Below are 26,237 nucleotides of genomic sequence, written 5' to 3'. Positions count from 1 at the left end.
AAAAAATCTTTCTCTCAACGCGGAAAATTATTAGGATTGAGCAAGAAAAACTTATGGAGCCTAATGTGGAACGATTGCCTCCGCTGAATGCCATCAAGGCCTTTGAAGTCGCCGCCCGCGCCGGCAGCTTCACCCTGGCGGCGACCGAGCTCGGAGTCTCGTCGGCGGCGGTCAGCCAGCAGATACGCAATCTCGAGACCTGGTTCGGCAAGCAGCTTTTCGTGCGCAGCGGCAATCGCATCGCGCTCACCGATGCCGGCCATGCCATCTACCCACAGACCGCGCGTGCGCTGGGCGACATCGCCGCGATCGGCCGGCGCATGCTGGAAGGCGGCTTGAGGACGCGTCTGGTCGTGAGCGTGCCGTTTTCGCTGGCCGAGCTATGGCTGGCGCCGAGGCTGGCCGTGCTTCTCGATACTTTTCCGCAGATGGCGATCGATGTTCGGGTCGAGGATGATCCGGTCGACCTCATGCGCCAGAACATCGACCTGCGCATCAGCTATGGCGACTATCACTATCCCGGACTGAAACTCGTGCGTCTCGTCCATGACGACGTGCTGCCGGTCTGCGCGCCGGAGTTCTGGCACAGATACGGCAATGGTGATCCGAACCTGGCGGATCTGCACGAGAGCCTGTTCATCCACACCAATTGGGGACCGAACTACGCCTCGCACCCGACCTGGGCGGATTGGTTCGCGGCATCCGGCGGCAGTCGCGCGCCCGATCCCTCGCATGGGCGCCGGGTCGGCCTGTCCAGCCTGGCGATCGCCTCGGCAAGGTTGGGTCTGGGCATTGCCCTCGGCCAGCGGGTCATGGCGCGCGCCGATCTGGAGGCCGGTCGCCTGATCGCGTTGTCGTCCGTCTCGGTTCCCCTCGGGCATCCCTATTGTGCGTTCATGCCGCCGGCCAAGGCTGACCGGTCCGATGTCGCGGGTCTGGTGGAGCTTCTCACGAAAACGGCGCCCACGACCTGAGAAAAGGTCGAAGGCGCCGCGCGGAAACCGGGCCTGCGGGGGAGTCAGGTAGCCGGCTTCTGTGGCAGTGGCGAGATCGGCATTCCGGGTCCGATCTTCTGCAGATTGCCTGTTATCACCTGGTCGCCTTCGGACACGCCGCTGAGGATAGCCACCAGATCGCCGCTCGTCGGGCCAAGCGAGACCAGCCGCTGGTCGACCGTGTTGCCCTTGCCGACGACGTAGAGGTATTTGCCGAGCTGGCTTGAGCCGAGCGCCGTCTGCGGCACCATCAGCGCATCGGGCTGCTGTTTGATGTGCAGCCGCACGCGGACATATTGGCCGGGCATCAGCGTGAACTTCGCATTGCCGATGGTGGCGCGGGCGGTGATTGTGCCGGTCGAGTGGTCGACCGTGTTGTCGATGAACGTAAGTTCGCCCTTCTGGCTGGTCTCGGTCTCCCCCGGGAGCAGGACTTCGACCTCGATCGGGCCGGCCGCGCGGGCCTGTTCGATCTCGGCCAGATCCGTCTCGCTCGGATTGAAGGTGACGTAGATCGGGTCGAGCTGCACCAGCGTGTTGAGCACGGTACCGGCAACGCTGACCAGCGTTCCGACCGAGGCCTGGTTGCGGCCCAGGCGCCCGGTGAACGGAGCATGGATTTCAGCGTAACTCAGATTGAGCTCCGCGGTGCGCACAGCCGCCTGGTTGAGAGCCAGCGACGCCTGCGCTTCGCGCAAGGTGCTGGTGCGCTGGTCGAAGCTGTCCTTGTCCAGGTAACCGCTCTTGGCGAGCTCGGTGCCGCGGCCGAGATTGGAACGCGCATAATCGAGCGTCGCCGTATCGCGCTGCACCTGGGCCTTCGCCTGGTCGAGTGCGGCCTGGAAGTCGTCAGGCGAGATCTTGTAGAGAAGGTCGCCCTGCCGCACATCCGCGCCATCTTGCGCCGTCTGTTCCTGCAGGTAGCCGGGGACGCGCGCTTGCAGCGTGATGCTGCGGATCGGCTCGATCCGGGCGGCATAGTCGAGATAGATCGGGATCGTCTTCTTGACGACGCTCGCCACCGGCACCGGCATGACAAACGCCGCTGGAGCGGGTGTCGCCGCTCCGGCCGTGCCGCTGCTCAGCCTGAGGTTGCCCATGTCGAGCAGGTGGACGCTGGCCACCGAAATGGCACCCAGCGCGACAGCCGCTCCCAACGCGATTTTCCATTTACGCATGATTAGTCTCCAATCTTATTCGGCCGCTTCCGCCAGGGGAGGGAAGGCGGTTTCGGCTGTCGGTTCAGTGGGCTTGGAGGCGGGCTCGCCGCTTTCGCGGCGTTCCCGCAGTTGTTCGATGACCGCGTAGAAGACCGGCACGAACACCAGCGACAGGATGGTCGCCGCGACCATGCCGCCAAACACGGTGGTGCCGATCGACTGGCGGCTGGCGGCACCGGCGCCGGTGGCGAACATCAGCGGCAGCACGCCGAGGATGAAGGCGAAGGCCGTCATCAGGATCGGCCGCAGCCTGAGCCGCGCGGCTTCCATCGCCGCCTCGACGATGCTGAGGCCCTCCTCGCGTCGCCGTCTTGCGAACTCGACGATCAGAATTGCGTTCTTGGCCGCCAGGCCAATCAGCATGACGAAGCCGATCTGCGAATAGACGTCGATCTGCATGCCGCGTGCCCACAGCGCCGCGAAGGCACCGAACAGGGCCAGCGGCACCGCCAGCAGCACCATGAAGGGCATCGCCCAGCTCTCGTACTGCGCCGCCAGGATCAGGAAGACGAAGACGATGGCGAGGCCGAAGACCACCGACGCGATCGATCCTGCCTTGAGCTCCTGGAAGGTGATGCCGGTCCATTCGAAACCGAAATCCCTGGGCAGCGCTGTGGCAGCGGCCCGTTCCATCGCGGCGACCGCCTGGCCCGAGGAAAAGCCGGGTGCGGCACCGCCATTGATCGTGGCCGAGGCGTTGTTGTTGTAGTGCGGCACGGTTTCCGGGCCGACGAAGGGCACCAGCTTGCCCAGCGTGCTGAGCGGCACCATGCCGCCGGAGGCATTGCGCACATAGAGCCGCGAAATGTCGGCGGCGCCGGCACGTGCATCCTTGTCGGCCTGGATGGTCACCCGGAAGGTGCGGCCGAACAGGTTGAAATCGTTGACGTAGAGCGAGCCGAGATAGATCTGCAGCGTGTTGAACACGTCGGGCAGGTTCAGGCCCAGCAGCTTGGCCTTGCTGCGGTCGAGGTCGTAGTTGAACTGCGGCGTCGAGGTCGAGAACGGCGAAAACAGCTGCTGCGGATTGATTTCCGGCTGCTTGCGCGCCTCGGCGATCACGGCTTGCGTCGCGTCGTTGAGTGCCGAACTGCCGCGACCGGTGAGATCCTCGACGACGAATTCGAAGCCGCCTGTCGTGCCGATACCCGGGATCGAGGGCGGATCGAAGCTCAGCGCGAAGGCTTCCGGAATCTGCATCAGCTTGCCGCGCACGTCGGCGACGAGCTTCGATGCGCTCTGGTCGGGACCGCGTTCCTCCCAAGGCTTCAGGATGGCGAATTCGACCGCCGAGTTCGACTGCGCCGCGCTGGTCAGGAAGTTCAGGCCGCTGATCGAGCCGACGATGTCGACGCCGGGCGTCGACTGCAGGATGTCACGCGCCTTCTGTGCCACCGCGTCGGTGCGCTCCAGCGACGCGCCGTCGGGCAACTGGATGACGACGAAGAAGTAGCCCTGGTCTTCGACCGGAAGGAAGGTCGAGGGCAGGCGCTGCCAGACGAAGTAGGTGGCGACCAGGCCAGCCGCGAACAGGCCAAGCATGATCCAGCGCAGGCGGATGAGGAAGCGTACACCGTGAGCGTAGGCATGCGAGAGCTTGTCGAAGCCCGTATTGAACCAGCGGAACAGGACGAACTGCGTCTCGCCGCGATGGCGCAGGAAGGCAGCACTGAGCGCTGGGCTCAGCGTCAGCGAGTTGAAGGCGGAGATGCCGACGGAGATCGCCACCGTCAGCGCGAACTGGTTGTAGAGCCGCCCGGAGACGCCGGGAATGAAGGCGACCGGCACGAACACCGCCATCAGCACGGCGGTGGTGGCGATGATCGGACCGGTGACTTCGGCCATCGCCGCCTTTGTTGCCGCGAGTGGCTTGAGCCCGGCCTCCAGCTGTCGTTCGACATTCTCGACCACCACGATGGCATCGTCGACGACGAGGCCGATCGCCAGCACCATGCCGAGCAGGGAGAGCATGTTGAGCGAGAAGCCGAGCATCTCCATGACGACGAGCGTCGCCACCAGCGACACTGGAATGGCGATGGTCGGGATGATCGTCGTGCGCCAGCTCTGCAGGAAGATGAACACCACGGCGACGACGAGGACCAGCGCCTCGCCCAGCGTGATCAGCACGTCATGCATCGACGCCGAGACGAAGCGCGTGGTGTCATAGTGCATCGCATAGGAGACACCCTTCGGGAACCGGCCGGACAGCTCCTGCATCTTGTCCTTGACGCGCTGCTGCAGATCAAGCGCGTTGGAGCCGGGCATCTGGTAGACGGCGAGAACGACGGTCGGGTCCTTGCCGAAGAAGGCCGACGATGAATATTGCAACGCGCCGAGCTCGATGCGGGCGACGTCGCGCAGCCGTACCAGGGAGCCATTGGCGGTGTTGGCGCGCACGACGATGTCGCCGAATTCCTTGGGATCGCTCAAGCGGCCGACGGCGTTGACCTGCATCTCGAAGGCGGTGCCGGCGGGAGCTGGCGACTGGCCGATCTTGCCGGCCGCCACCTGGACGTTCTGCTCTGCGATGGCGTTCTGGACGTCGACCGCGGTAATGCCGAGATTGGCGAGCTTGTCGGGGTCGAGCCAGATGCGCATCGAATAGCGCCGTTCGCCGAAGATCTGCACGTCGCCGACGCCGGGCAGCCGCTTCAGCGGATCGACGACCTGAAGATAGGCAAGGTTGCTCAGCGCCACCGGGTCGATGGAATTGTCCGGCGAAGTCAGGTTGACGATCAGGACGAAGTTCGGATTCTGCTTCTTGATCGTCACACCACCCTGGTTGACGATCGCCGGCAGCGACGAGGCCGCCTGCGAGACGCGGTTCTGGACGTCGACGGCTGCGGTGCTCAGGGAATAGCCGACATCGAAAGTGATGGTGATTGTCGAGGAGCCGTCATTGGAGCTCGACGACGACATGTAGGTCATGCCCTGCACGCCGTTGATCTGCTGCTCCAGCGGCGTCGTCACCGTGTCAGCCACCACTTGCGCGCTGGCGCCCGGATAGTGGGCGCTGACCACGACCTGGGGCGGCGTGATGTCCGGAAACTGCGAGACCGGCAGCAGGAAATAACAAATCGTCCCGGCGAGCACCATGATGATGGCGATCGCCGAGGCGAAGATCGGACGGTGGATGAAGAAGTTTACCACGACACACATGCCTCGCCGGCTGCTCTTGCCCGCCCGAAGGCGCTGGCAACCCTGGACAACTGGCCGTGCCCGTCACGGGGGACTTCCCGCGAACGCAGCAACGGCACCTCGCGACGCTGCTCATTGGCAAGCGAGCGAAGCATCGTCTCGAAAGCGCGGGGGTCGACCCCATCTGCTATCATGACCAGCCGGATCATCGGATCCCGGACGGCCTCATCTATGGTAAGATCACGGCGCTTTGGCATTGGCCGGCTCCTTGTCTGTCGATTCGCAGCCCATGCTCGCGAACCGTTTTTCATCTCTTCACCGGCCGAGGCCGCATGATCTGCAATTTTTCGCCCATCTCTATCTGGCAGGACCAGTTCACGGTCTTGTTATTGACGAAAGGCGACATAGGTGTTACCAGTAAGTAACATTCGTGACGTTACAGACCGGTAACACCCTAGTCAAGAGGTGGCCGAGGGTTTTTTGGAAACGAAAGGAGATCATGATGGCAGACGGCGTCGTGGAGCGCTCTCGTCCCCGGGATCGGATTCTGGAGACAGCGCGTGACATGTTCCACAAGCATGGCATCAAGGGCGTCGGCGTCGACGCCATCACCGAAGCTGCCGGCACGAACAAGATGACGCTCTACCGTCACTTCGAATCCAAGGACGATCTGATCATCGAGTGCCTGCGCGCCACTGCGTCCAAGGCGGGCGCCATGTGGGAAGCCTTCGAGGCCGAGTTTCCCGGCGACAAGCTTGCGCAACTGCATGCCTGGGTTCGCAAGGCGGCCGAAATGCTCAAGGCCGACGGACGCGGCTGCGACATGGCCAATGCCGCCGTTGAATTGACCGAGCCGGACCATCCGGCCAGAAGCGTGATCAAGGAACTCAAGGAAGCCCAGCGCGATCGCCTTGTGACGCTATGCCGGGATGCCGGTATCGGCCAGGCCGAGCTGCTTGCCGACACGCTTTCGCTGCTGTTCGAGGGCGCGCGTGTCAGCGTGCAGACCGTGGGCACCGAGGGCCCGAGCGCGCAGTTCGTGCGCATGGCGGAAGGGCTGATCGTTTCCTTCAGAGGCACGGCGGCCGGCTGAAGTCTCGCGGACCGCCCCTATTCGATTTCAAGACCGAGGATGAACGGTGCCTTGCGCTTTTGGCGTTGCAGGCGCTGAAATCGTTTCTAGCCGGAATGAAAAAAGCCCGCTGCCGGGAGGAGGTGGCAGCGGGCTCGATTTTCGAATGTGGCGCGGGAGGAGGTGCACCCCATTCAGCGTCGGCATCGCATCTGGGAGGAGTAGATGGCCGACGTCCAGAAGCTACGAGTTGCCCAATGATTCGGCAACAATGAATTGTGCATAGCAGCTGTGCAGATTTGCCGTGTCAATTGTCATACAAATCCGAAAACCGGCTTTGCCAGCCCGACCCGCCTCACTGCACCGGCACGTTTTCCCTGAAGATCAAGCGCGGCTCGATGAATTTACGTGTCAGGTAGGGCGCTGATGAGGCAATGGAACCAAGCAGGCGGATGACGGATTGTTCGGCGATCAGCCTGGCATTCTGGTCGATGACGACATCCAGCAGGTCGTCGACGAGATAGCCCCGCGTTTCCCTTGTCAGGTCGTGACAGATGAACACCGGTTTGCGGTTCGGCTTGGCTTCGCCGAGCGCTCTTGCCACGCCCGAGCGTCCGGCCCCGACGCAATAGATGCCGAGCAGTTCCGGCTCGTTGTGCAGCGCCTTCATGGTCTCGGTATAGCTCACTTCCGGCTCGTCGTTGATCTCGACGGCGCTGCTGATCATCAGGTTGGGAAACTCCTCGTTGAGCACCGAGCGGAAACCCATTTCGCGTTCTTCGTGGCCGCGATAGGAGCGCGAGCCGACGACCATCGCCAGATGACCGGTACGGCCGCCAAGGAACCGTCCCATCAACAGTGCGGCCGTTCGTCCGGCTACCCGGTTGTCGATGCCGACATAGGCCGATCGCGGTGCCGCCGGAATATCGGACACCAGTGTGACCAGGCGGATGCCGGCATCGACGACGTCGCGCAGGATGTTGCGGGTTCGCGGGTGATCGACGGCGATGACACCGACGCCGTTGGCCCTCAGCGAGAGGTTTTCAACGGCGGTCTGCAAGGCGTTCGGCGAGATCCCGGCAAGGTTATGGATCCGGCAAGAAGCGACCAGCGGCAGGCGCGCGGCGTAGTCCTCGATATGTCCGGCGAGATCGCTCATGAAAGCGTTGGTTCCGATCGGCAGCAGGAATTCGAGATGGGCGGGCCGTGAAGGAAGCGTCACCTGATCTGCCACCGGCAGATAACCGAGCTGCTTGGCTGCCTCCATCACACGCTGCCGGTTGGCCGCGCTGGCGCCCGCCCGGTTGTTGAGCACCCTGTCGACCGTTGCGGTCGAGAGCCCACAGCTGCGGGCGATATCCGAGACGGTGGCTTTCATACCGCAACCCTATGCGCCGATGCGATACCGCGCCAGACAAGCGATGCGATTTGAGGTGACGGGTGATTGCCGCCCATCAGCCGGACGCATTTCGGCTGCTTTGACAAGGCGGCTTCCGCCCGTGCTCAGTGCGATGGCTTGCCGTCGGCGATGGCATCGCGGATTTCCTTGTCCGACATGCCTGTGATGATCTGTTCGACTTCCGCCACGCTGGTCTTCTTCGGGTCGATGTCGTCGGCCACCACCTTGCCCCTGCGCATGACGACGATGCGGTCGACCACCTGGAACACATGGTGGATGTTGTGGGCGATGAAGATGCAGGAATGCCCTGAATCACGGGCACTGCGCACGAAGCTCAGCACACCTTGCGTCTCGGCGACGCCGAGATTGTTGGTTGGCTCGTCGAGGATGATGAGGTCGCTGTCGAAATGCATGGCGCGCGCGATGGCCACAGCCTGGCGCTCGCCGCCGGACAGCGAGCCGATCGGTGTCGTCGGCGGGATGTTCTTCGAGATGCCGACCTGCTTGAGCAGGTCGCGGGCGACATTGTTCATGGCGTCCTGATCCATCCGGTTCAGGAAACGCGGCGGCTTGATCGGTTCACGTCCGAGGAACAGATTGCGGGCGATCGACAGTTGCGTGACCAGCGCCGAGTCCTGATAGATCGTCTCGATGCCGTGGGCGATGGCATCGCTGGTGCTGCGGAGGTTGACCTTCTTGCCGCGGATGAAGATGTCGCCGCTGGTCAGCGGCACAGCGCCGGAAAGCACCTTGATCAGCGTCGACTTGCCGGCGCCGTTGTCGCCGAGAAGTCCGACGATCTCCCTTTCATTGACGTGGAAGCTGGCATCCTCCAGGGCCTGCACGCGGCCATAGGACTTACGGATGTTCTGCATGCGGATCAGTGGCTCGGCCATGGTTCAAGTCCCTGCCTGATGCCGGCGTTCCAGCCATGAATGGAGCGCCATCATGCCAAGGATGATGGCGCCGATGAAGATGTTGTAGGCAAGGCCTGGCACGCCGATCAGCACGATGCCGTTGCGCATCACGCGCAGGATCAGGATGCCGAGCACGGTGCCGATGATCGTGCCGCGCCCGCCGGTCAGCGCCGTGCCGCCGATCACCACCATGGCGATGACCTCGAGCTCATAGCCGGTGCCGCTGTTGGGATTGGCCGCCGAGGTACGCAGCGAGCTGATCACGCCGGCGAGCGATGCCATGACCGACGACAGGATGAACAGGCCGATCTTGACACCGCTGACATTGACGCCGCGGGCACGCGCCGCGTTGGGATTGCCGCCAGCCGCCTGGATCCAGTTGCCGGTGCGGCTTTGCGTCAAGACATAGCCCAGCGCGATGGCCGCGGCGATGAACCAGAACAGCGACATGTAGATGCGGAACGGCCCGATGAAGAAGTCGCCGACCAGCGCCTCCGCCAGCCAGCTGCCTTCCGCGCTCCAGGTGCGTTGCGGGAAACCGTCGGTGACGAAAAGGGCGGTGCCGCGCACCACCAGCAGCATGCCGAGGGTGACCAGGAACGACGGGATCTTGAGCTGCGTCACGAACCAGCCATTGACCAGCCCGATCAGGGCGGCGACCAGCAGCGCGACGAGGAAGCCGACTTCCAGCGAGGTGACGCCGCTGTTGAACAGCGTCCACATCAGCACCGGCGAGAAGCCGAAGAGCGAACCGACGGAAAGGTCGAATTCGCCCGACGTCATCAGCAGCGTCATCGCCAGCGCGATCAGGCCGAGCTCGACCGTGAAGGCCAGCGTGTTGGAGATGTTCTGCGGCGACAGAAAGTCGTGATTGAAGCCCCAGAAAACGGTGATCTCGATGATGAGCAGCACGAAAGGCCCAAATTCAGGCCGCGCGATCAAGCGTTGGATGAGCGAACGATTTTCCACGAGGTATCCGCGACATGAGTGGAAAGGCTGAGGCTCGCGCATCGGAGTGCGAAGAGCTCGGCGAAAATGGAAAGTCAGTCGCGACCACCGGAGCAGTCGCGACTGTGTGCGTCTCGGAGCTTATTTGCCGGACAGGATCTTGTCGTAGACCCCGGCGGTGTCCTTTTCGTAGAGCGCGCCGGTGATGACGTTGAAGCCCGGAGGAATACCGCTTGCCGCCATGTTGGCCAGTGAAAGCGCAACGTAGCTGGTCGCCTGCGGGTCCTGCCACTGGCCGGCATTGACGTAGCCGTTCAGCACTTCCTGCGTGGTGTCGAGCGAGTTGCCCCAGCCGACGACCGGGATTTCGCCCGGCTTGATGCCGACCTGGTCGAAGACCCGCTTGATCGAGCCGGTGACGAGGTCGCCGAGGCCGATGATTGCCTTGACCTTGGCCTTGTTGGCGGTGAGGTAATCGACCATGCGGTTGATCACTTCGGCCTGATCGAGCGTCGCCTCGGTGATCTCATAGGTGATACCCAGCGGCCCGAAGACGCTCTTGATGCCTTCCTCTTCCTGGACGCCATAGGTCGCACCGGGGATTTCGACAGGCATCCAGACGAAGTCGCCCTTCTTCACCAGCCCCTTGTCGACCAGATACTGCGCCCAATGCTTGCCGAAGGTGACGTTGTCGCCACCGACATAGGCATTGAAATTGGCCTTGGGATCGGGCGTGTTGAAATTGATGATCGGGATGTTTGCCGCACGGGCTTCCTTGACGATCTCGACGAGGCTGCCCGGATCGGGGCTGGTGGTGACGATGCCGTCGGCCTTGGCGGAGAGGGCGGCGCGAACCGCTTCCTGCTGCGAAGCGACGTCACCATTGTGGAACGAGGTGTTGACGGTGTTGCCGGTGTCTTTCGCCCATTGCTTGGCGCCGGCGAGGAAGTAGGTCCAGACCGGATCGGCCGGACCGCCATGCGAAATCCAGTAGAACGTCTTGGCCTGTGCCGCTGCTGGTACCACCATCAGCGCCACCAACAGGCCGTACAAAACGAGTCTTAGCCGTGTCAGCATTTGATTTCCTCCCGTTTGAAGATGATCAGTCCGGATCCACTTCTTGTTCCGGCAAGAACCGGATCGCGTCTCTCTCGCCTACGCCAAGTTGAACGCGTCAGAGCATTCCCTTTTTCGACGGATGGCAAGCCTCCATCTGCAAGTCGTAGTTGGCGTCCGACGAGGCGCCATCAGCGGTCCCATCAGATTGCATCAGTTGAGGTGATTTTTTCCGACGCTCGGATGATTGGCGTCGAGGCTCAGCCGAATGGGTTGTCCCGACCGCCTTCGACGCGCCGGTTGCGACGCAGCCTGATCGGCCGGTCGGGCGCCAGGGCGAGCACGGTCAGGGCGCCGGTGATGGGCGCCGGTGATGAAGGTGCTCCACGCGGCATCCTTGCCAGGCAAGCTCATTACACCGCGATCTTGGAGCGGATTGCGTCCGCAGTCACCCGGGTTCCGCACAAAATTGTGTTGATGGCGGCCCCTACGGGCGAGGACCTAGATGAGCTCCGCCTTCGCCAGCTCACGCATCAGATGGCTGGCGCCGTATGTCCAGTGCGGGCAGTCGGGTGACAACCGCACCCGGTTGACCAGCGCGCCGAATTTCTCCGACGAGATGGTGACGATGTCGCCGACCTTGTGGGTGAAGCCCTTGCCCTTCTCGCCACGATCCTTGGACGGCACGAACATGGTGCCGAGATAGAGCGCCAGCCCGTCCGGATACTGATGATGCGGGCCCATGGCGGCGGCAACCAGTTCTTCTGGCGAACGGCTGATCTCGGCCATTGAACTCGCGCCCTCGAGTGAGAACCCGTCCTCGCCCTCGACCTTCAGGCGCACGACAGCCCGCTTCACGTCATCGATCGAAAACGTGTCGTCGAACAGGCGGATGAACGGACCCAGCGCCGCCGAGGCATTGTTGTCCTTGGCCTTGCCGAGCAGCAGCGCCGAACGCCCTTCGACGTCGCGCAGATTGACGTCGTTGCCGATGGTGGCGCCGACGATCCTGCCGCTGCTGGCGGCGATCATGGCGATCTCCGGCTCCGGATTGTTCCAGGTCGACACCGGGTGCAGCCCGACATCGGCGCCGAAGCCGACCGAGGCCATCGGCTGGCATTTGGTGAAGATCTCGGCATCGGGGCCGATGCCGACTTCCAGATATTGCGACCAGGCGCCGCGGGCGATGAGCTTAGCCTTGATCTCCATTGCCTCGGGCGAACCGGGCTTAAGCTTCGACAGGTCATGGCCGATCAGCCCGGCGATATCGGCGCGGATGGCGTCGGCCTTTTCCGCTGAACCGCGCGCCTGTTCCTCGATCACCCGTTCCAGCAGGCTGACGACGAACGTGACGCCCGAAGCCTTGACCGCCTGCAGGTCGACCGGGGACAGCAGATACGGCTTTGCCGGATCGCGGGTGGCCTGGAAACTGTTGGCGGCGATGGCGTCGAGTGACCCGATTGGCTTGCCCTTGGCCGATCGGACGTGGCCGGCGGGATCAGGCATCTCACAGACATCACGCACGGTCGGAGCCGCACGCGATGTGATGTCGAACACGGTGCCATCGCGGACCGTGACCACCAGAGGATGCGAGGCATCACTGTTCCTGGCGCGGCCGAGAAAAAGGCCTTCGGCGGGCAGGTGCGTCGGGTTCGTCATGGCGTTCGGTCCTCTGGATGATCAACAATGCGAGTTGGCCGGATCGGCGCGGCACTTTCACCGGATTCCGGTCAAAGGTCTATCCCGTCACTGACGATCGGATTCCAGTTTTCCGAGATCCGTTGGCGGCAGTTCACAAACGAAAACCGAAGTAGCTCTTTCAAAATTGTGAAATATTGGATAGGATTTTCACCGAAACGCAGCGCATCCGGGTGACCCTTTGTCCGCACCATTCTCTGATCCGATCTGGCGCAAGCCCCAGGCAGCTTCCAAGTTTCAGTCGCTTTTTCCAAGCGGTGATCATGTCGATGTCGTGGTTGTCGGTGGCGGTATCATGGGTCTGTCGACGGCGCTGCATGCTGTTCGCCTTGGTATGTCGGTCCAGGTGCTGGAGGCCGGTGAAATCGGCCAGGGCGCGTCGGGGCTCAATGGCGGGCAGGTCATTCCCGGCCTGAAATATGATCCGGAATGGCTGCTGGAGCATTTTGGCGAGGAGCGCGGCGAGGCGCTTGTCAATTTTGCCGCCTCGACCGCCGATGCGGTGTTCGAATTGATCCGCGACGAACAGCTGTCGGTGCCGTTCGCTCAAAAGGGCTGGATCCAGGCCGCTCATACCGAGGTTGCACTGAAAGCAGCGGCAAACCGCGACCGGCAATGGCGGGCGCGGGGTGCCGACGTCAAGCTTCTGAGCGCGACGGAGATCGCTTCGATGACTGGCGCGCGCGGCTATCTCGGCGGCTGGCACGATCGCCGCGCCGGTGTGATCGATCCGCTTGCCTATACGTCGGAACTTGCCCGGGTCGCGGCGGCGGCTGGTGTGAGGATAGCCGAGCGCCAGAGGGTCGTACGGCTCACCAATGCCGCCGATATCTGGCGCATTTCAACCGAAAATGGCGCGGAATTGCAGGCCAAGGCGGTCGTTCTGGCGACCAACGCCTACACAGACGGCCTGATCCCCGGCCTCGCCGAGACGATCGTGCCGTTGCACTCCTTCCAGATTGCGACCGCGCCGTTGCCGCCTGACCTGGCAGCCACGATCCTGCCTGAAGGGCAGGCGGTTTCGGACTCCAGGCGCATCCTTGTCTATTACCGCAAGAGCGCCGATGGGCGGCTGGTCCTCGGTGGGCGTGGCCGCATGGCCCTGCCGTCGAGCGCCGGTGACTGGGCGCATCTCGAGCGCGCGCTGCTGCGGCTCTATCCGGCACTGTCTGGTCTCGCCATCGAAAGGCGCTGGTTCGGCCGGGTGGCGATGACGCCGGACCATCTTCCGCACATCCACGAGCCCGAACGGGGCCTTGTCGCCGTGGTCGGCTGCCAGGGCCGCGGCGTCGGCCTGATGACGGCGCTTGGCGAGCGCCTCGCGGGCTATCTCCAAAGTGGCGATGCCAGGCAATTGCCATTCCCTGTCTCGCCGATCCGGCCGATCCCGTTCCATGCTTTCCGGCAGGTCGGCGTTGCCGCAACGATCGCCTGGTATCGCTTGCTCGACGCGCTGGAGCGTTGACTGCCGGATCAACGGAATTCCGCTTGACAGTTTCATGAATATGAAAAATTCTTAGGTAATTTCAAAATTTCGATGAGCAGGTCGATGTCGACCCTAGTTGCAATACGAGCGCCAGAGGCCCGGTCTTCATCGGGGTTCCGGATCGCCATGTTGCTGCCGGGCGCGCTGGTCACCTTCATGCTGATCCTGTTTGCCCTTGGCCTGGTGCTTTTCCTCGCCTTTCGCGGCAATGACGGTTCGCTGCTCGGCGCCGGTTTCACGGTGGCGAACTTCGCCACCGTGGTTTCCGATCCGCTCTACTGGACGGTGACGCTGCGCTCGCTGGTCATTGCCGCTCTGGTCACGCTGGCCACGGTCGTCACCGCCTATCCCGTCGCCTACTATCTCGCCTTTCACGCCGGACGACGGCGCGGCCTGCTGCTGTTCCTGGTGACGCTGCCGTTCTGGACCAGCTATCTTCTGCGCGTCTTCGCCTGGAAGATTGTTCTGGCCTACAATGGCGTGCTGAATTCGGCGCTGATCGAAAGCGGCATCTGGTCCGAGCCGACATTGGCCTTTCTCAACACGCCGGCCGCCGTCGTCGTCACGCTCGCCCACGCCTATGCGCCGTTCGCCATCCTGCCGATCTATGTGGCGCTGGACACGATCCCGAAATCGCTGATCGAGGCCGCATCCGATCTCGGTGCGAGGCCCTTCACGTCGTTTCGCCGGGTCGTGCTGCCCATTTCGATGCCGGGCGTGCTGGCGGCCGCCCTTGTCGTCTTCGTGCCGACGGTCGGCGACTATGTCACGCCAGCTCTCGTCGGCGGCCCGGCCAGTACGATGATCGGCACGTTGATCCAGGCTGAGTTCGGCAAGGCCAATGACTGGCCGTTTGGCGCCGCACTCTCCGTCGCCGTCATGCTGGTCATCCTCTGCGTGGTGCTGGTCGCACGCTTCACCGACCGCAGATTTGGCAGCCGCACATGAGCGGGGGGCGCACGGAAGGAGGCGGCCGCTGGCTTGGCGTCTATGTCGTCGCCTACCTGGTCTTTCTCTATCTGCCGGTGTTGCTGATCCCGCTGTTTTCCTTCAACAACTCGATCCAGGCAGCCTTTCCGCTGCAAGGCTTCACCTTGCAATGGTACGCGACGCTGTTCGGCAATTCAGCACTGTCCGGCGCGCTTTTGAATAGTCTCGTTATCGGTGCCATAGCCGCCACGGGCGCAACGATCTGCGGCATCACCGTATCCTACATGGACCTCTATGGCCGCTCGCCGCTGGCCGCCACCATCAGTGCCATTGCGCGGCTGCCGATCCTGATCCCGGGCGTGATCGTCGGCATATCGCTGCTGATCCTGATCAATCTCATTGGGCTCGGGCCATCGCGCATTGCCATCGTTCTCGGCCACATTCTGGTGGCACTGCCGACGACGGTGGTAATCATGCGCAGCCGCTTCGCGGCCATCCCGAAAACCATTCGCGAGGCGGCACTCGATCTCGGCGCCTCCGACTGGACGACCTTCCGGCGCGTGATGCTGCCGCTCAGCCTGCCGGCCATCGTTTCGGCCTTCATGCTGGCCTTCCTGATCTCGTTCGACGAATTCATCGTCGTCTTCTTCCTCGCCGGCACCGAGCCGACGCTGCCGCTCTACATCTGGAGCCAGCTGCGTTTTCCGAAATCGCTACCGACGGTCATGGCGCTGGGCACGTCGATTCTGGCGGTGTCCTTCATCATCGCCGCAACCGCCGAAATCCTGCGCCATCGCGGCCTGTCCGCGCCGGCGCCTCGACCCGCGGATCCATCACAACCAAAACAAACCGAGAGAGGAGAACTGCAATGGCATTCGACCTGATAAAGACGGCCCGGGCTGGTCTGGCCAGCCTGGCATTGGCGCTGTCGTCGACCGTCGCCTTCGCCGGCGACAAGCTGCAATATTTCACCTGGTCGGGCTACGAACTGCCCGACTTCAACAAGAGCTTCCTCGCCGCGCATCCCGATGGCGTCGAGGCCTCGATCTTCGGTGATGACGATGACGCCTTCACCAAGGTCAAGGCCGGCTTCCGCCCTGATATCGCCCATCCCTGCTACGACAAGGTGGCGCGCTGGAACAAGGAAGGCCTGTTGCAGCCGATCGATACCAAGCGCATCAAGAACTGGGATTCGATTTTCCCGGTCTTCAAGAACCTGCCCGACCTGCAGGCCAGCGACGGCAAGGTCTGGATGGTGCCGTGGGACTGGGGCAACACCTCGATCCTTTACCGCACCGATCTGGTGAAGAACCCGGAAGCGAGCTGGAACCTCCTGTGGGACAAGCAGTACGCCGGTCGCATGGCGACGATCGACGCCGTGCATGACACGCCGATCGTTGCGGCGCTGCTGGCCGGCGTCAATCCGTTCGACATGACACCGGCCGAGATGGACAAAGTAGCCGCAAAGCTGCGCGAGCAGCGCCCGCTGCTCTCCAACTACACCACCGACATGACCTCGGTCGAGCAGGCGCTGGCAAGCGGCCAGCTGGTCGCCGCCATGACCTGGAACGCGTCCGCCACCTCGTTGAAGAAGCAGGGCGTGCCGGTCGAGTTCATGAAGCCGAAGGAAGGCATGCTGACCTGGGCCTGCGGCTTCGTCATGCTCAAGGACGCCAAGAATGTCGATCTCGCCTACGACTTCATCAACAGCCGTCTGGACGCCGACTCGGGCAAATACCTGATCGAGTCCTATGGTTACGGCAGCTCGCTGAGCTCTGCCTTTGCCACCGTTCCGAAGGAGGATCTGGAGAAATTGCAGCTGCCGTCCGATCCGGAAGTGATGCTGAAGACCACCATCTTCACCGGACCGATGAAACAGAATGACGAACTTGCCAAGATGTTCGAGAAAGTGAAGGCAGGCGGGTGAACTGAGGCGTCCCTTCTCCCCTTGTGGGAGAAGGTGGATCGGCGCGCAGCGCCGAGACGGATGAGGGGTGTTGGACGGAGCGCCGTCGTCGCCAAGCTGGAACACCCCTCATCCGTCGCCTCCGACTCTCCCTTCTCCCACAAGGGGAGAAGGGAGAGTCGCGCCAAGCTGCACCGACAGAGATACTGCAACGAGGACGTATGCATGGATGTTCTGGACGAACCGACTGAAAGGCCGAAGGACGATGCCGACGTGCGCGTCGGCCGCCGCGTGCGGGCGCTGCGGCTCGAGCGCAACCTGTCGCTGGCTGATCTTGCCGCCAGGGCAGGCGTGTCGATCGGCGCGCTCAGCCAGATCGAGCGTGGCATGTCCTCGCTGCGCGTCAAGGTGATCTGGCCGCTCGCCGCCGCGCTCGACATCGAGCCGTCGGCACTGATCGCCGACGGCAACGATGCCGTCAACGACCTCTATTGCGTGCGTGCCAACAGCCGCCGCGCCATCCCCGTCAAGTCGGAAGGCATTGCCAAGGCGCTGCTGTCGCCGCCGGGTGCGACATTGACCGGCATGCTGGTGACGGTGGAAGCCAGTGGCGGCACCGCCGAGGCCTATGCGCATGCCGGGCATGAATTCGGCTTCGTCCTGTCGGGAGAGGTCGAACTGGTGGTGGATTCTACAAACTACGTGCTGAAGAGCGGCGACAGTTTTGCGTTCAAGAGCACGCTTTTGCATGCTTTCCGCAATCCTGGCAGTGAGCGCTGCCAGATCCTTTGGGTCAACACCACGAAACCGTCCGAGGTTCGCGATGGCGCCTGATCCTCTCGTCCGGCTACAAGCGGTCTCGAAGGTTTTTCCCGGCGGCATCGTCGGGCTCGACGCCGTCGATCTCGACATCGTCCGCGGCGAGTTTCTCACCCTTCTCGGTCCATCCGGCTGCGGCAAGACCACCAGCCTGCGGGTCATCGCCGGCTTCGAAAGTCCGTCGAGCGGCAAGGTGTTGCTCGACGGCCGCGACATCACCGCGCTTCGGCCCTTCGACCGGCCGGTCAACACCGTGTTCCAGGATTATGCGCTGTTTCCGCACATGAACGTCGCCGAGAATGTCGGCTTCGGCCTGTCCTTGCGAAAACTGTCCGGCGCCGAGCAGGCAAAACGCGTCGGCGAAGCGCTCGATATGGCCGGCCTTGCTGACAAGCTTACAGCTCGCGTGTCCGAACTGTCGGGCGGCCAGCGCCAGCGCGTCGCACTCGCCCGTGCCATTGTCTGCGAGCCGCGCGTGCTGCTGCTCGACGAACCGCTGTCGGCACTCGACGCACATCTGCGCGAACAGATGCAGGTCGAACTGAAGCGGCTGCAGTCCAGGCTTGGCACCACCTTCGTCATGGTCACCCACGACCAGACCGAAGCATTGTCGATCTCCGACCGCATCGTCGTCATGAACAAGGGCCGCATCGAGCAGATTGCGCCGCCGGCGACGCTCTATGACCGGCCCGCCACCACATTCGTCGCCAGCTTCATCGGCACGATGAACCTGTTGCAGTCGCGCTTTGTCGGCCGCGACGGCGATCGCTTGCGCTTCGCCGCCGGCGCTCTGCCGCTGGAAGCCATGCCGGAAAATGGCAAGGCACCGAGCGCGGGCGCAGTGCGCATCATCGGCGTGCGTCCAGAGGATCTCCTGGCGACGACGGAAGCCACGGCCGGCACGGCGCCGGCGCGCGTCAACAGCATCGTCTTTCACGGCCGCACCCTGCGCCTGCATGCCGAACTCGGGCCGGGGGTCCCGATCGTCATCGACGCCCCCCGCCAGGCCGAGGGGTTTCAATTCAGCGTCGGCGACGTGGCCCATATCAGCCTGCGCCGTGGCGCCAACTGCCCCGTGCTGCCCAGCTAGTCTCATCTACTTTCGCAAGGTGGCCGGACAGCCGCGCCGGGCAAGTCTCGATCAACTATCCGGAATGGGACACGATCGCACGCAGCCGGCAATGGCCGCGAATCCACCGGTTGGGCAATCCACGATTTTCTGCAGGCCAAGGGCATCGTCGGCTACGGGACGTCGTACCAAGCCGCCTCTTGACTAGAAGAGTTCCTGTTTTGTTCTACTCTCAGAGTAAGACAGGAACGTTCTTTGCCGGGCGTGTGCATATGTATTGGCAAGGTGAATTTGATTTCGGCATACCGGTGCCGCCTCGGAGGCCGAAGCTGCCGGATCGTGCCTTTCTTCGGGTTGTTCTTGCAGCCTCGGTTCTGCAATCGCTTCGCCGACCTGCAGGAGCAGCTTTGTCATAAGCATGGAATAGTTGGATCGCGGCTGTCGGTGGAACGGCTTCACCTGAGCTTACAGCATGCCGGCGACTACAGACGGCTGCGGTCGAAGATCATCTTTGCGGCGTCACGATCTGGCCGAAATGTCCATGCCTGCCTTTGAGGTCACCTTTGGCCATGTTGGCAGTTTTCCCGGCCGCCCGGCAACCGGAGGCAAGCCGCCGCATCGACCGTTTGTTCTGCTCGCCGATGATGGACCGGTTTTCGAACTCCACAAATTGCTTGGCGCCGAGATGGTGAAGAATGGGCTCAAAGCGTCGGATCATTTCGTTCCGCATCTGACCCTTGCCTACGATCAAAAGTTTATTCCTCGGCAGCCGGTCGAACCGATCAGCTTCGTGGCCCAAGACTTCATCTTTGTTCACAGCCTGCGCGGTCTGACAAAATACCTCTTTCTGGACCGTTGGCCCTTGGATGGGCTCGTAGCCGGCAAGCTGGACCGTCCGTCCTGACACGAAGTGTCAGCTATCGACCGGTTCGACGATGGCAGGTCAGCAATCGGTTCCCTACTTCAAGCCAGTCCGAACAGGAGGAACACAAATGACCATCGCGGAAATTGCCAAGGATTTCACCGAACTCCTCAAGCAGGGTGATCACAACGGTGCTGCTGAAAAATACAATGCCGAGGACATCGCCAGTTACGAAGCCATGGAGGGGCCGATGGCCGTCAGCCACGGCAAGGAGGCCCTCAAGCAGAAAAGCCAGTGGTGGCAGGAAAACCACGAGGTCCACGGCGGCTCGGTCGAGGGACCCTATGTCAACGGCGACCAGTTCGCGGTGCGCTTCACATTCGACATAACGCCCAGGGCCACCGGCCAGCGTGTCACCATGGACGAGGTTGGCCTCTACACGGTCAAGAACGGCAAGATTACCGAAGAACGTTTTTACTACTGAGGCAGGAGATACCTCCGACTTCGGACTGCTCTTCGCTTCGAGATACAAGCATGGCGGCCGGGGCAATGCCCTGGCCGCCATGTGGCGCTCAAATCGTCTTTGCATACGCTGCAAGCACGAAACCAAAAGGACGCTGGTGAGGCCGCTGGCAAAGCGCGCAGAGCGTCCTTAATCTGCGGCGAGATTCGAAGTCCGAAGGGCCACTGCTTTGACGATCACCATGTACGGCATCACCAACTGCGACACGATCAAGAAGGCGCGCGTCTGGCTGGAGAGCCGTGACGTGCCCTATCGTTTCCATGACTATCGGGCTGAAGGAATCGAGGCGGGCAAGCTGAATGGTTGGGTCGGCAAGGTCGGCTGGGAAATCCTGCTCAACAAGGCGAGCACGACATTTCGCGAATTGGCGGACAAGGACAAGCAGGGCCTCGACGAAAAGAAGGCCAAGGCGCTGATGCTGGCCAAGCCGACGATGATCAAGCGGCCGGTGCTGGAACTCGGAGACAGGGTTCTCGTCGGCTTCAAGCCGGATGTTTATGAGCAGGCGGTGAAGTAGGCGCTGTATCCACCCTGATTTCGTTATCCTCGGACCAGAGGATGACAGCGGGGAAGGTCATTCTCCCCGCAGATACGCCGCCAGCGCCACCGCGTTGTTGTGCGCTTCGTCATGCGCGCCATAGAGCAATGTCACCTTGCCGTGATGGAGCATGGCGCGCAGTTGCGCCACCGCCTCGCCATTCCCATCCAGTTCGGCACGATATCGTTTCTGAAACTCAGCCCAGCGTTCGGGCTTGTGCCCGAACCACTTGCGCAATTCGGCGCTCGGCGCCACGTCCTTCAGCCATAGCGCCAGCGCGGCATGCTCCTTGCTGACGCCGCGCGGCCAGACGCGGTCGACCAGCACCCGCTGGCCATCGGCTTTTTCGGGTGCCGCATAGACGCGCTTGACCGCGATCCCGAAGGCCATCAATGCCCTCCTTCATGCAATCCCGTCAGGCCCACTCGCCCTTGCGCATGACAGGCACGCGGGCACCGTCCTTGCGGACGCCGTCGATGTCGATCTTGTCCGAACCGATCATCCAGTCGATGTGGATGAAGCTCTTGTTGCCGCCGCGCGCCGCGATCTCGTCCTGGCTGAGCGACGCGCCATTGACGAAGCACTTCGAATAGCACTGGCCAAGCGCGATGTGGCAGGCGGCGTTCTCGTCGAACAGCGTGTTGAAGAACAACAGGCCACTCGCCGAGATCGGCGAGGAATGCGGCACCAGCGCCACTTCGCCGAGACGGCGCGCGCCCTCGTCGGTGTCGAGCACCTTCTTCAGCACGTCCTCGCCTTTCGAAGCCTTGGCCTCGACGATCCTGCCTTCCTCGAAACGCACCGAGATCTCGTCGATCAACGTGCCCTGGTAGGACAGCGGCTTGGTCGAGGAGACATGGCCTTCGACGCGCCTTGCATGCGGCGTGGTGAAGACTTCCTCGGTCGGGATGTTGGGATTGCAGGTGATGCCGTTCTTGGCGGTCGAGGCGCCGCCCATCCATTCATGGCCGTCCGCCAGCCCGACAATCAGGTCGGTGCCGGGTCCGGTGAAGTGCAGCGCGTGGAAATTGTGACCATCGAGCCATTCGGTGCGGCCGCGAAGCGCTGCATTGTGCGCCTTCCAGTTGCCGATCGGGTCCTCCACATCCACCCGCGAGGCGGCAAAGATGGCGTCGGCGAGCTTCGCCACGGCAACATCGTCGGCATCGTCCGGGAAGACCTGCTTGGCCCAGGCGAGGTCCGGGTAGGCGACGATGTTCCAGTTGATGTCGAAGCCGGTGATCTTTTCCAGCGCCGGCTGGTAGGCCATCGAATTCGCCTTGTTGGCGCGAGCCACTTTCGCCGGGTCCTGCGCCGACAACAGCGATGGATCCTCGCCGCGTACGGCAAGCCGCGCCGCATTGTTGGAAAAGGCTTTCGCCATGCCTTCGTAAAGCCAGCCGGCGGCACGGTCGAAGCTCGCATCGGCTCCGAAGCGGTAGCGCGCCAGCGTCATCTCATCGTCGTTGAAGATCGGCGTCACCAGGCCGGCGCCGGCCTTGTAGGCATGCTCGACGATCCGCCTGGTCAGCGGGAGTGCTGCGATCGACGATGTCAGCACCAGATCCTGTCCGGGTTGCAATTGCAGCCCGACCTTGATGGCGACCTCCGCCAGCCTGTCGAGCTTCACCGGGTCGATCGATGCGGAAACGCCGCGCGAATGTGTCGTCATGATCCTGCCTGCCGTAATGTTTTGATCTGGTCTTACATAGACCGCAGTCCGCATCCTTTCCACCGCGATTGCGCTGGTCCAGACCTAGGCCGCGCTTTCAAGCGACCTGAACTGCGCCATCGTCGCCTCGATCTCCTCGCGGACCCAGATCTTGAAATCCCTGACCTTGCGGCTTTCGCTCTTGGTGGCGGAGGTGACCAGCCAGTAGCCGAGCCCACTCTGAGCGCGGATTCCGAAAGGCGCCACGAGCCGCCCGTCTGCCAGTGCATCCGCGGTGAGCAATTGCCAGCCCAGCATCACGCCATGGCCGGCAATCGCCGATTCCAGGCAAAGCATCGGGTCGGTGAAACGCGCGCCCTTCAGGAAGGTGACCGGTGGGACACCAGCCGCCTCGAACCAGCTTTCCCAGTTGATCATCGCCCGCTCGTCGGTGATCGCGCAGGTCTGGGCAAGGTCCTCGATCGATTTCAGTTTCCTGGCGATCACCGGTGCGCAAACGGGGAAGACTTCCTGCGCCAAAAGCAGTTCCGCCCGTCCGCCCGGCCATTTGCCGTCGCCAAGCCGGATGGCGATGTCGATGTCGGAGTGATCGAGATCGGCCAGCCGCACCGAAGCGTCGATGCGCAGGAGCACGTTGGGATGCCGCGCGAAGTGACGCGACAGCCTGGGCAGCAGCCATTTCGAGGCAAAGGCCGGCGCAACCGAAACCACCAATGTGCATTGCGTCGCCTCGTCGGCCAGCGCCACGGCCTGGGCAAGCTCGCGAAACCCCGCGCCGAGGCGGGCCGCGAAGACGGCGCCGAATTCGGTCAGCACGAGACCGCTCGCCGTCCGCTCGAACAGCGCCTGGCCGAGCTGCTTTTCGGTGCGGCTGATCTGCTGGCTGACGGCGCTGACGGAAACGGCGAGCTCGTTGGCCGCTGCCGCAAGCGAGCCGAGACGGGCAACGGTTTCGACGGCGCGAAGGCCGTTGAGATGGACGCGATTGAGCATGGCCATTTGAGTTTTTCTAAACTGATCCGGCCGAAATCTCAATTGAAAGACATATCGAAACGGCAGACTTTATCGACGAGGATGCAGGCCCGCGGAGCCGGAAATGCTGAGGATGTTGTCGTCGCTGAAGGTCTTGTTCGCCGCGAATACGCCGTATGAGCCGTGCCGTGAAAGCGAGACGCAGGGATGGCTGTCCGATCCGCTTTCGCACCCCGTGCTGAGCACCATGTCGGAGCGCGAACTTGGTGATGTGCCGTTCAGGCTGACGGCGCGGCGGACCGCCCACGAGACGGCTTCATTGCGCGCCGGTTCCGGTGGACGCTGCTGAGCGGACGCCACGCCCTCCTACTTAAGGAAAAGTCGAGGCGATCGCGCCGCCTCGCGGTTGTACTGGCCCAACAAAAGGCGGATTGTTTCACCGGCTCGCGCACTTATTGTGCGCTGCAATGATATCGCCCACCTCGACAGCGCTGCGCTACGCTTTCGCCGGCATGATTGCCCTGGCCGTCGCCATGGGCATCGGCCGCTTCGTCTATACCCCGATCCTGCCCGGAATGATGGAAGAGCTCCATTTGTCGCCGGCCGATGCCGGATGGATCGCCTCCGCCAACTATCTCGGCTATCTCGTCGGCGCGCTGGCGGCGGCGGGCGGCTGGGCGCATGGGCGCGAACGCCTGCTTATGCTGGCGGGTCTCGGCGCCAGCACTGTCCTCGCCGCGCTGATGGGGCTGACCGACGCGATGGTCGCCTTTCTCGTCATCCGCTTTCTGGCCGGTCTGGCCAGTGCCTTTGTCATGGTGTTCATGGCCAGCATCGTTTTCAGCCATATCGCCGCCGGTCGCGGCGACTTGCAGGCCTGGCACTTCGGCGGCGTTGGCCTCGGCATCGCGGTATCCGCGGCGATGATGGCTGTCCTGGTCACCGAACATGCCGGCTGGGCGGCAGGCTGGCTGTGGTCGGCGGCGATTTCGGCTTGCGGCTTTGTGGTCGTGGCGCTGTTGGCGGATGAGGGCCCGCTCGCCAATGGCGAAGCCGGGCGTGAGCCGGCTCTGCCGAAAGATCGATCGCTGCTGGAGATCATTGTCGCCTACGGTCTGTTTGGCTTTGGCTACGTAGTGACGGCAACATTCCTGGTCGCCATCGTCCGGCAAGGCGGCGGTAGCCGCGTCTTCGAGGCTGTTGTGTGGATGGTCGCCGGCCTTGCCGGATTTCCCTCGACCTGGCTCTGGCAGAAAATCACAGCGCGGATCGGACTCTATGTCGCCTATGCGCTGGCATGTTTCATCGAAGTTGCCGGGGTCACGGCAAGCGTCGCCATCGGCGGACGCACCGGGCCGCTGCTTGGTGGCCTTCTGCTCGGCGGCACCTTCATTGCCATCACCGCGCTTGGTCTGCAGGCCGCACGGCAGCTGGCGCCAATGGCACCACGCCGGATCTTTGCCGTGATGACGGCCTCATTCGGGCTTGGCCAGATTATCGGCCCGATCGCCGCCGGGCTGCTCGCGCAGATGTCCGGTGACTTCTTCCTCGCCTCGATTGTCGCGGCCGGCGCTCTTGTCGTTTCCGGCGCCATCACATGGTCGGCTGCGCCAAAATCGCCATGATTGTGGTCTTGCTCGGCACCGGGCATCGGGCAGGCATTTGCTTTCCACCTAATGTGTGACTTTATGCCCGCCAACCCCGCTGATTTGCGCATCGATCGAGGAATTCGCCACAGTGTTCGTATCCTTCTTCCCGCAGCCGAAGCTGTTCTTCTCTTCGGCCGCCATCTGGAGCCTTGCGGCAATCCTGTTCTGGTTTTTCGGCGGCGAGCAGTTGGGCGCCCTGATCGGGCTGCCGCCGGCCGCCGCCGACGCGCCGCCCATCATCGGCATTGCCGTGCTCGTATCGAAGCCGTTTCTCTGGTTCTATCTCTACTTCGTGTTTTGCGTGGCCGTCTTCTATGCGTTCTGGAGCTGGTACTCTCCGCATCCATGGCAGCGCTGGTCGATCCTGATGACGGCGGTCATCCTGTTCTTCATCTATTTCAATGTGCAGGTCAGTGTCGCCGTCAACGCCTGGTACGGGCCTTTCTTCGACTATGTACAGGGGCTGATGTCGGGGACTGGAAAATCGACCAACGGAGAGTTTTACATCGGATTGGCCGACTTTTCGTGGCTCGCGTTGGTCGGCATGAACGTGCAGGTCGTCAATGCCTTCATCGTCAGCCACTGGATCTTCCGCTGGCGCACGGCGATGAACAATTACTTCGTCGAGAACTGGGGCAGGCTGCGTCATATCGAGGGCGCCTCGCAGCGCATCCAGGAAGACACTATGCGTTTTTCGCAGATCATGGAGGATCTCGGCTCCAGTTTTGTCCAGTCGATCATGACCTTGATCGCATTCCTGCCGGTCATGATCCAGTTGCAGGCCCATATCACCGAGTTGCCGATCATCGGGGCGATCCCGCAGCCATTGGTTGTCGCAGCACTGGCCTGGTGTCTGTTCGGAACGATTTCGGTCATGATTGCCGGCCTGAAACTTCCCGGGCTGCAGTTCCGCAACCAGCGTGTCGAAGCCGCCTATCGCAAGGAACTGGTCTACGGCGAGGATCACGCGGACAGGGCACAGCCAGCCACCACCGCCGAGCTGTTCGCGAATGTTCGTCACAACTATTTCAGGCTCTATTTCCACTACATCTATTTCAACGTTGTCCGTTACACCTACCTGCAGGCCGACAACATCTTCTCGCTGCTGATCCTGGGTCCCTCGCTGGTAGCGCACAAGATCACTTTCGGCGCGCTGAACCAGATCTCGAACGCGTTCGGCAAGGTGACGGGTTCGCTGCAGTTTCTGCTCACCTCCTGGTCGACGATCGTGGAACTTCAGTCGGTTCACAAACGCCTGCGCGCCTTCGAAGCGACGCTGCAAGGGGAGCCGCTGCCGGATATCGACCAGCGCTACCTGGCAAGGCAGAGCGCCGAGGATCCGGCCTGATAAAGACCGAGGTTTTGGAA

25 protein-coding genes are annotated in these 26,237 nt (G+C 62.6%); 14 read left to right on the top strand and 11 right to left on the bottom strand.

Features of this window, described 5'->3' with window-relative positions; all coding sequences use genetic code 11:
• The first annotated feature begins 65 nt into the window (after positions 1-65).
• Positions 66-974 (top strand): LysR substrate-binding domain-containing protein, encoded by a 909-nt coding sequence (locus tag BLS48_RS07765; protein WP_091576890.1) that lies wholly within the window; start codon positions 66-68, stop codon positions 972-974.
• Between the two features lie 44 nt (positions 975-1,018).
• Here BLS48_RS07765 and BLS48_RS07760 read toward each other — a convergent pair whose 3' ends face one another.
• From BLS48_RS07760 to BLS48_RS07750, 3 genes are read right to left on the bottom strand one after another with little or no spacing between them, the layout of a single operon-like run.
• A complete protein-coding gene (locus BLS48_RS07760) occupies positions 1,019-2,173 on the bottom strand; it encodes an efflux RND transporter periplasmic adaptor subunit (protein ID WP_091576497.1) in 1,155 nt (384 codons plus the stop codon).
• 15 nt (positions 2,174-2,188) lie between these two features.
• Entirely contained in the window at positions 2,189-5,365 is a 3,177-nt protein-coding gene (locus tag BLS48_RS07755; RefSeq protein ID WP_091576888.1) for an efflux RND transporter permease subunit, read from the bottom strand.
• The gene (locus BLS48_RS07750; protein WP_091576496.1) at positions 5,359-5,610 is read right to left on the bottom strand and encodes a hypothetical protein; all 252 of its coding nucleotides are present in this window, start codon (positions 5,608-5,610) and stop codon (positions 5,359-5,361) included. Before BLS48_RS07750 ends, BLS48_RS07755 begins: the two co-directional genes overlap by 7 nt.
• 245 nt (positions 5,611-5,855) lie before the next feature.
• Here BLS48_RS07750 and BLS48_RS07745 point away from each other — a divergent pair, with 245 nt between their 5' ends.
• On the top strand, positions 5,856-6,446 hold the full coding sequence (locus BLS48_RS07745; RefSeq protein WP_091576887.1) for a TetR/AcrR family transcriptional regulator: 591 nt from the start codon (positions 5,856-5,858) through the stop codon (positions 6,444-6,446).
• Between the two features lie 334 nt (positions 6,447-6,780).
• Here the strand turns inward: BLS48_RS07745 and BLS48_RS07735 are convergent, their stop codons facing one another.
• The 5 genes from BLS48_RS07735 to BLS48_RS07715 all read right to left on the bottom strand — a co-directional run bounded on the left by BLS48_RS07735 (position 6,781) and on the right by BLS48_RS07715 (position 12,404).
• Positions 6,781-7,803, bottom strand: a complete 1,023-nt coding sequence (locus BLS48_RS07735; RefSeq protein WP_091576494.1) for a LacI family DNA-binding transcriptional regulator — start codon at positions 7,801-7,803, stop codon at positions 6,781-6,783.
• Between the two features lie 125 nt (positions 7,804-7,928).
• A complete protein-coding gene (locus BLS48_RS07730) occupies positions 7,929-8,720 on the bottom strand; it encodes an ATP-binding cassette domain-containing protein (RefSeq protein ID WP_091576493.1) in 792 nt (263 codons plus the stop codon).
• A gap of 3 nt (positions 8,721-8,723) precedes the next feature.
• The gene (locus tag BLS48_RS07725) at positions 8,724-9,710 is read right to left on the bottom strand and encodes an ABC transporter permease (protein ID WP_091576491.1); all 987 of its coding nucleotides are present in this window, start codon (positions 9,708-9,710) and stop codon (positions 8,724-8,726) included.
• Positions 9,711-9,830: 120 nt separating this feature from the next.
• Positions 9,831-10,766, bottom strand: coding sequence for a substrate-binding domain-containing protein (locus BLS48_RS07720; protein WP_091576490.1), 936 nt, complete (start codon positions 10,764-10,766; stop codon positions 9,831-9,833).
• Between the two features lie 480 nt (positions 10,767-11,246).
• Positions 11,247-12,404, bottom strand: coding sequence for a fumarylacetoacetate hydrolase family protein (locus tag BLS48_RS07715; protein WP_091576488.1), 1,158 nt, complete (start codon positions 12,402-12,404; stop codon positions 11,247-11,249).
• Positions 12,405-12,624: 220 nt separating this feature from the next.
• Here BLS48_RS07715 and BLS48_RS07710 point away from each other — a divergent pair, with 220 nt between their 5' ends.
• The 9 genes from BLS48_RS07710 to BLS48_RS07665 all read left to right on the top strand — a co-directional run bounded on the left by BLS48_RS07710 (position 12,625) and on the right by BLS48_RS07665 (position 20,555).
• On the top strand, positions 12,625-13,908 hold the full coding sequence (locus tag BLS48_RS07710) for an NAD(P)/FAD-dependent oxidoreductase (RefSeq protein ID WP_091576487.1): 1,284 nt from the start codon (positions 12,625-12,627) through the stop codon (positions 13,906-13,908).
• Between the two features lie 84 nt (positions 13,909-13,992).
• Positions 13,993-14,877 (top strand): ABC transporter permease, encoded by an 885-nt coding sequence (locus tag BLS48_RS07705; RefSeq protein ID WP_091576885.1) that lies wholly within the window; start codon positions 13,993-13,995, stop codon positions 14,875-14,877.
• A complete protein-coding gene (locus tag BLS48_RS07700) occupies positions 14,874-15,743 on the top strand; it encodes an ABC transporter permease (protein WP_091576485.1) in 870 nt (289 codons plus the stop codon). The genes BLS48_RS07705 and BLS48_RS07700 overlap by 4 nt, the downstream gene beginning before the upstream one ends.
• Positions 15,728-16,786 carry an ABC transporter substrate-binding protein gene (locus BLS48_RS07695; RefSeq protein WP_091576484.1) on the top strand — a complete coding sequence of 353 codons (1,059 nt, stop codon included), beginning with the start codon at positions 15,728-15,730 and terminating at the stop codon, positions 16,784-16,786. The genes BLS48_RS07700 and BLS48_RS07695 overlap by 16 nt, the downstream gene beginning before the upstream one ends.
• 204 nt (positions 16,787-16,990) lie before the next feature.
• Positions 16,991-17,599 (top strand): cupin domain-containing protein, encoded by a 609-nt coding sequence (locus BLS48_RS07685; RefSeq protein WP_091576480.1) that lies wholly within the window; start codon positions 16,991-16,993, stop codon positions 17,597-17,599.
• Positions 17,589-18,674, top strand: a complete 1,086-nt coding sequence (locus BLS48_RS07680) for an ABC transporter ATP-binding protein (protein WP_091576478.1) — start codon at positions 17,589-17,591, stop codon at positions 18,672-18,674. The genes BLS48_RS07685 and BLS48_RS07680 overlap by 11 nt, the downstream gene beginning before the upstream one ends.
• A 520-nt stretch (positions 18,675-19,194) precedes the next feature.
• Positions 19,195-19,557 (top strand): 2'-5' RNA ligase family protein, encoded by a 363-nt coding sequence (locus BLS48_RS36150; protein WP_244529538.1) that lies wholly within the window; start codon positions 19,195-19,197, stop codon positions 19,555-19,557.
• Positions 19,558-19,645: 88 nt separating this feature from the next.
• Entirely contained in the window at positions 19,646-19,999 is a 354-nt protein-coding gene (locus BLS48_RS07670) for a SnoaL-like domain-containing protein (RefSeq protein WP_091576477.1), read from the top strand.
• Positions 20,000-20,207: 208 nt separating this feature from the next.
• Positions 20,208-20,555 (top strand): ArsC family reductase, encoded by a 348-nt coding sequence (locus tag BLS48_RS07665; RefSeq protein WP_091576476.1) that lies wholly within the window; start codon positions 20,208-20,210, stop codon positions 20,553-20,555.
• Positions 20,556-20,612: 57 nt separating this feature from the next.
• On the opposite strand, the gene BLS48_RS07660 is transcribed toward BLS48_RS07665, so the two are convergent.
• The 3 genes from BLS48_RS07660 to BLS48_RS07650 all read right to left on the bottom strand — a co-directional run bounded on the left by BLS48_RS07660 (position 20,613) and on the right by BLS48_RS07650 (position 23,247).
• Positions 20,613-20,966 (bottom strand): DUF488 domain-containing protein, encoded by a 354-nt coding sequence (locus BLS48_RS07660; RefSeq protein ID WP_091576474.1) that lies wholly within the window; start codon positions 20,964-20,966, stop codon positions 20,613-20,615.
• 25 nt (positions 20,967-20,991) lie between these two features.
• The gene (locus BLS48_RS07655; protein ID WP_091576473.1) at positions 20,992-22,248 is read right to left on the bottom strand and encodes an aminopeptidase; all 1,257 of its coding nucleotides are present in this window, start codon (positions 22,246-22,248) and stop codon (positions 20,992-20,994) included.
• Between the two features lie 84 nt (positions 22,249-22,332).
• The gene (locus tag BLS48_RS07650) at positions 22,333-23,247 is read right to left on the bottom strand and encodes a LysR substrate-binding domain-containing protein (RefSeq protein WP_091576471.1); all 915 of its coding nucleotides are present in this window, start codon (positions 23,245-23,247) and stop codon (positions 22,333-22,335) included.
• Between the two features lie 97 nt (positions 23,248-23,344).
• Here BLS48_RS07650 and BLS48_RS07645 point away from each other — a divergent pair, with 97 nt between their 5' ends.
• From BLS48_RS07645 to sbmA, 3 genes are all read left to right on the top strand, one after another.
• Complete coding sequence (locus tag BLS48_RS07645) at positions 23,345-23,569, top strand: hypothetical protein (RefSeq protein WP_091576469.1); 225 nt, start codon at positions 23,345-23,347, stop codon at positions 23,567-23,569.
• A gap of 118 nt (positions 23,570-23,687) precedes the next feature.
• A complete protein-coding gene (locus tag BLS48_RS07640) occupies positions 23,688-24,845 on the top strand; it encodes a YbfB/YjiJ family MFS transporter (protein ID WP_091576467.1) in 1,158 nt (385 codons plus the stop codon).
• A 112-nt stretch (positions 24,846-24,957) separates the two neighbouring features.
• On the top strand, positions 24,958-26,217 hold the full coding sequence (gene sbmA / locus BLS48_RS07635) for a peptide antibiotic transporter SbmA (protein ID WP_091576466.1): 1,260 nt from the start codon (positions 24,958-24,960) through the stop codon (positions 26,215-26,217).
• Positions 26,218-26,237 lie beyond the last annotated feature (20 nt).

The sequence above is a fragment of the Mesorhizobium qingshengii genome, from assembly GCF_900103325.1.
Lineage (GTDB): Bacteria > Pseudomonadota > Alphaproteobacteria > Rhizobiales > Rhizobiaceae > Mesorhizobium > Mesorhizobium qingshengii.
The sequence above is the reverse complement of the archived record's forward strand: the minus strand, read 5'-3'. Positions and strand labels throughout refer to the sequence as shown.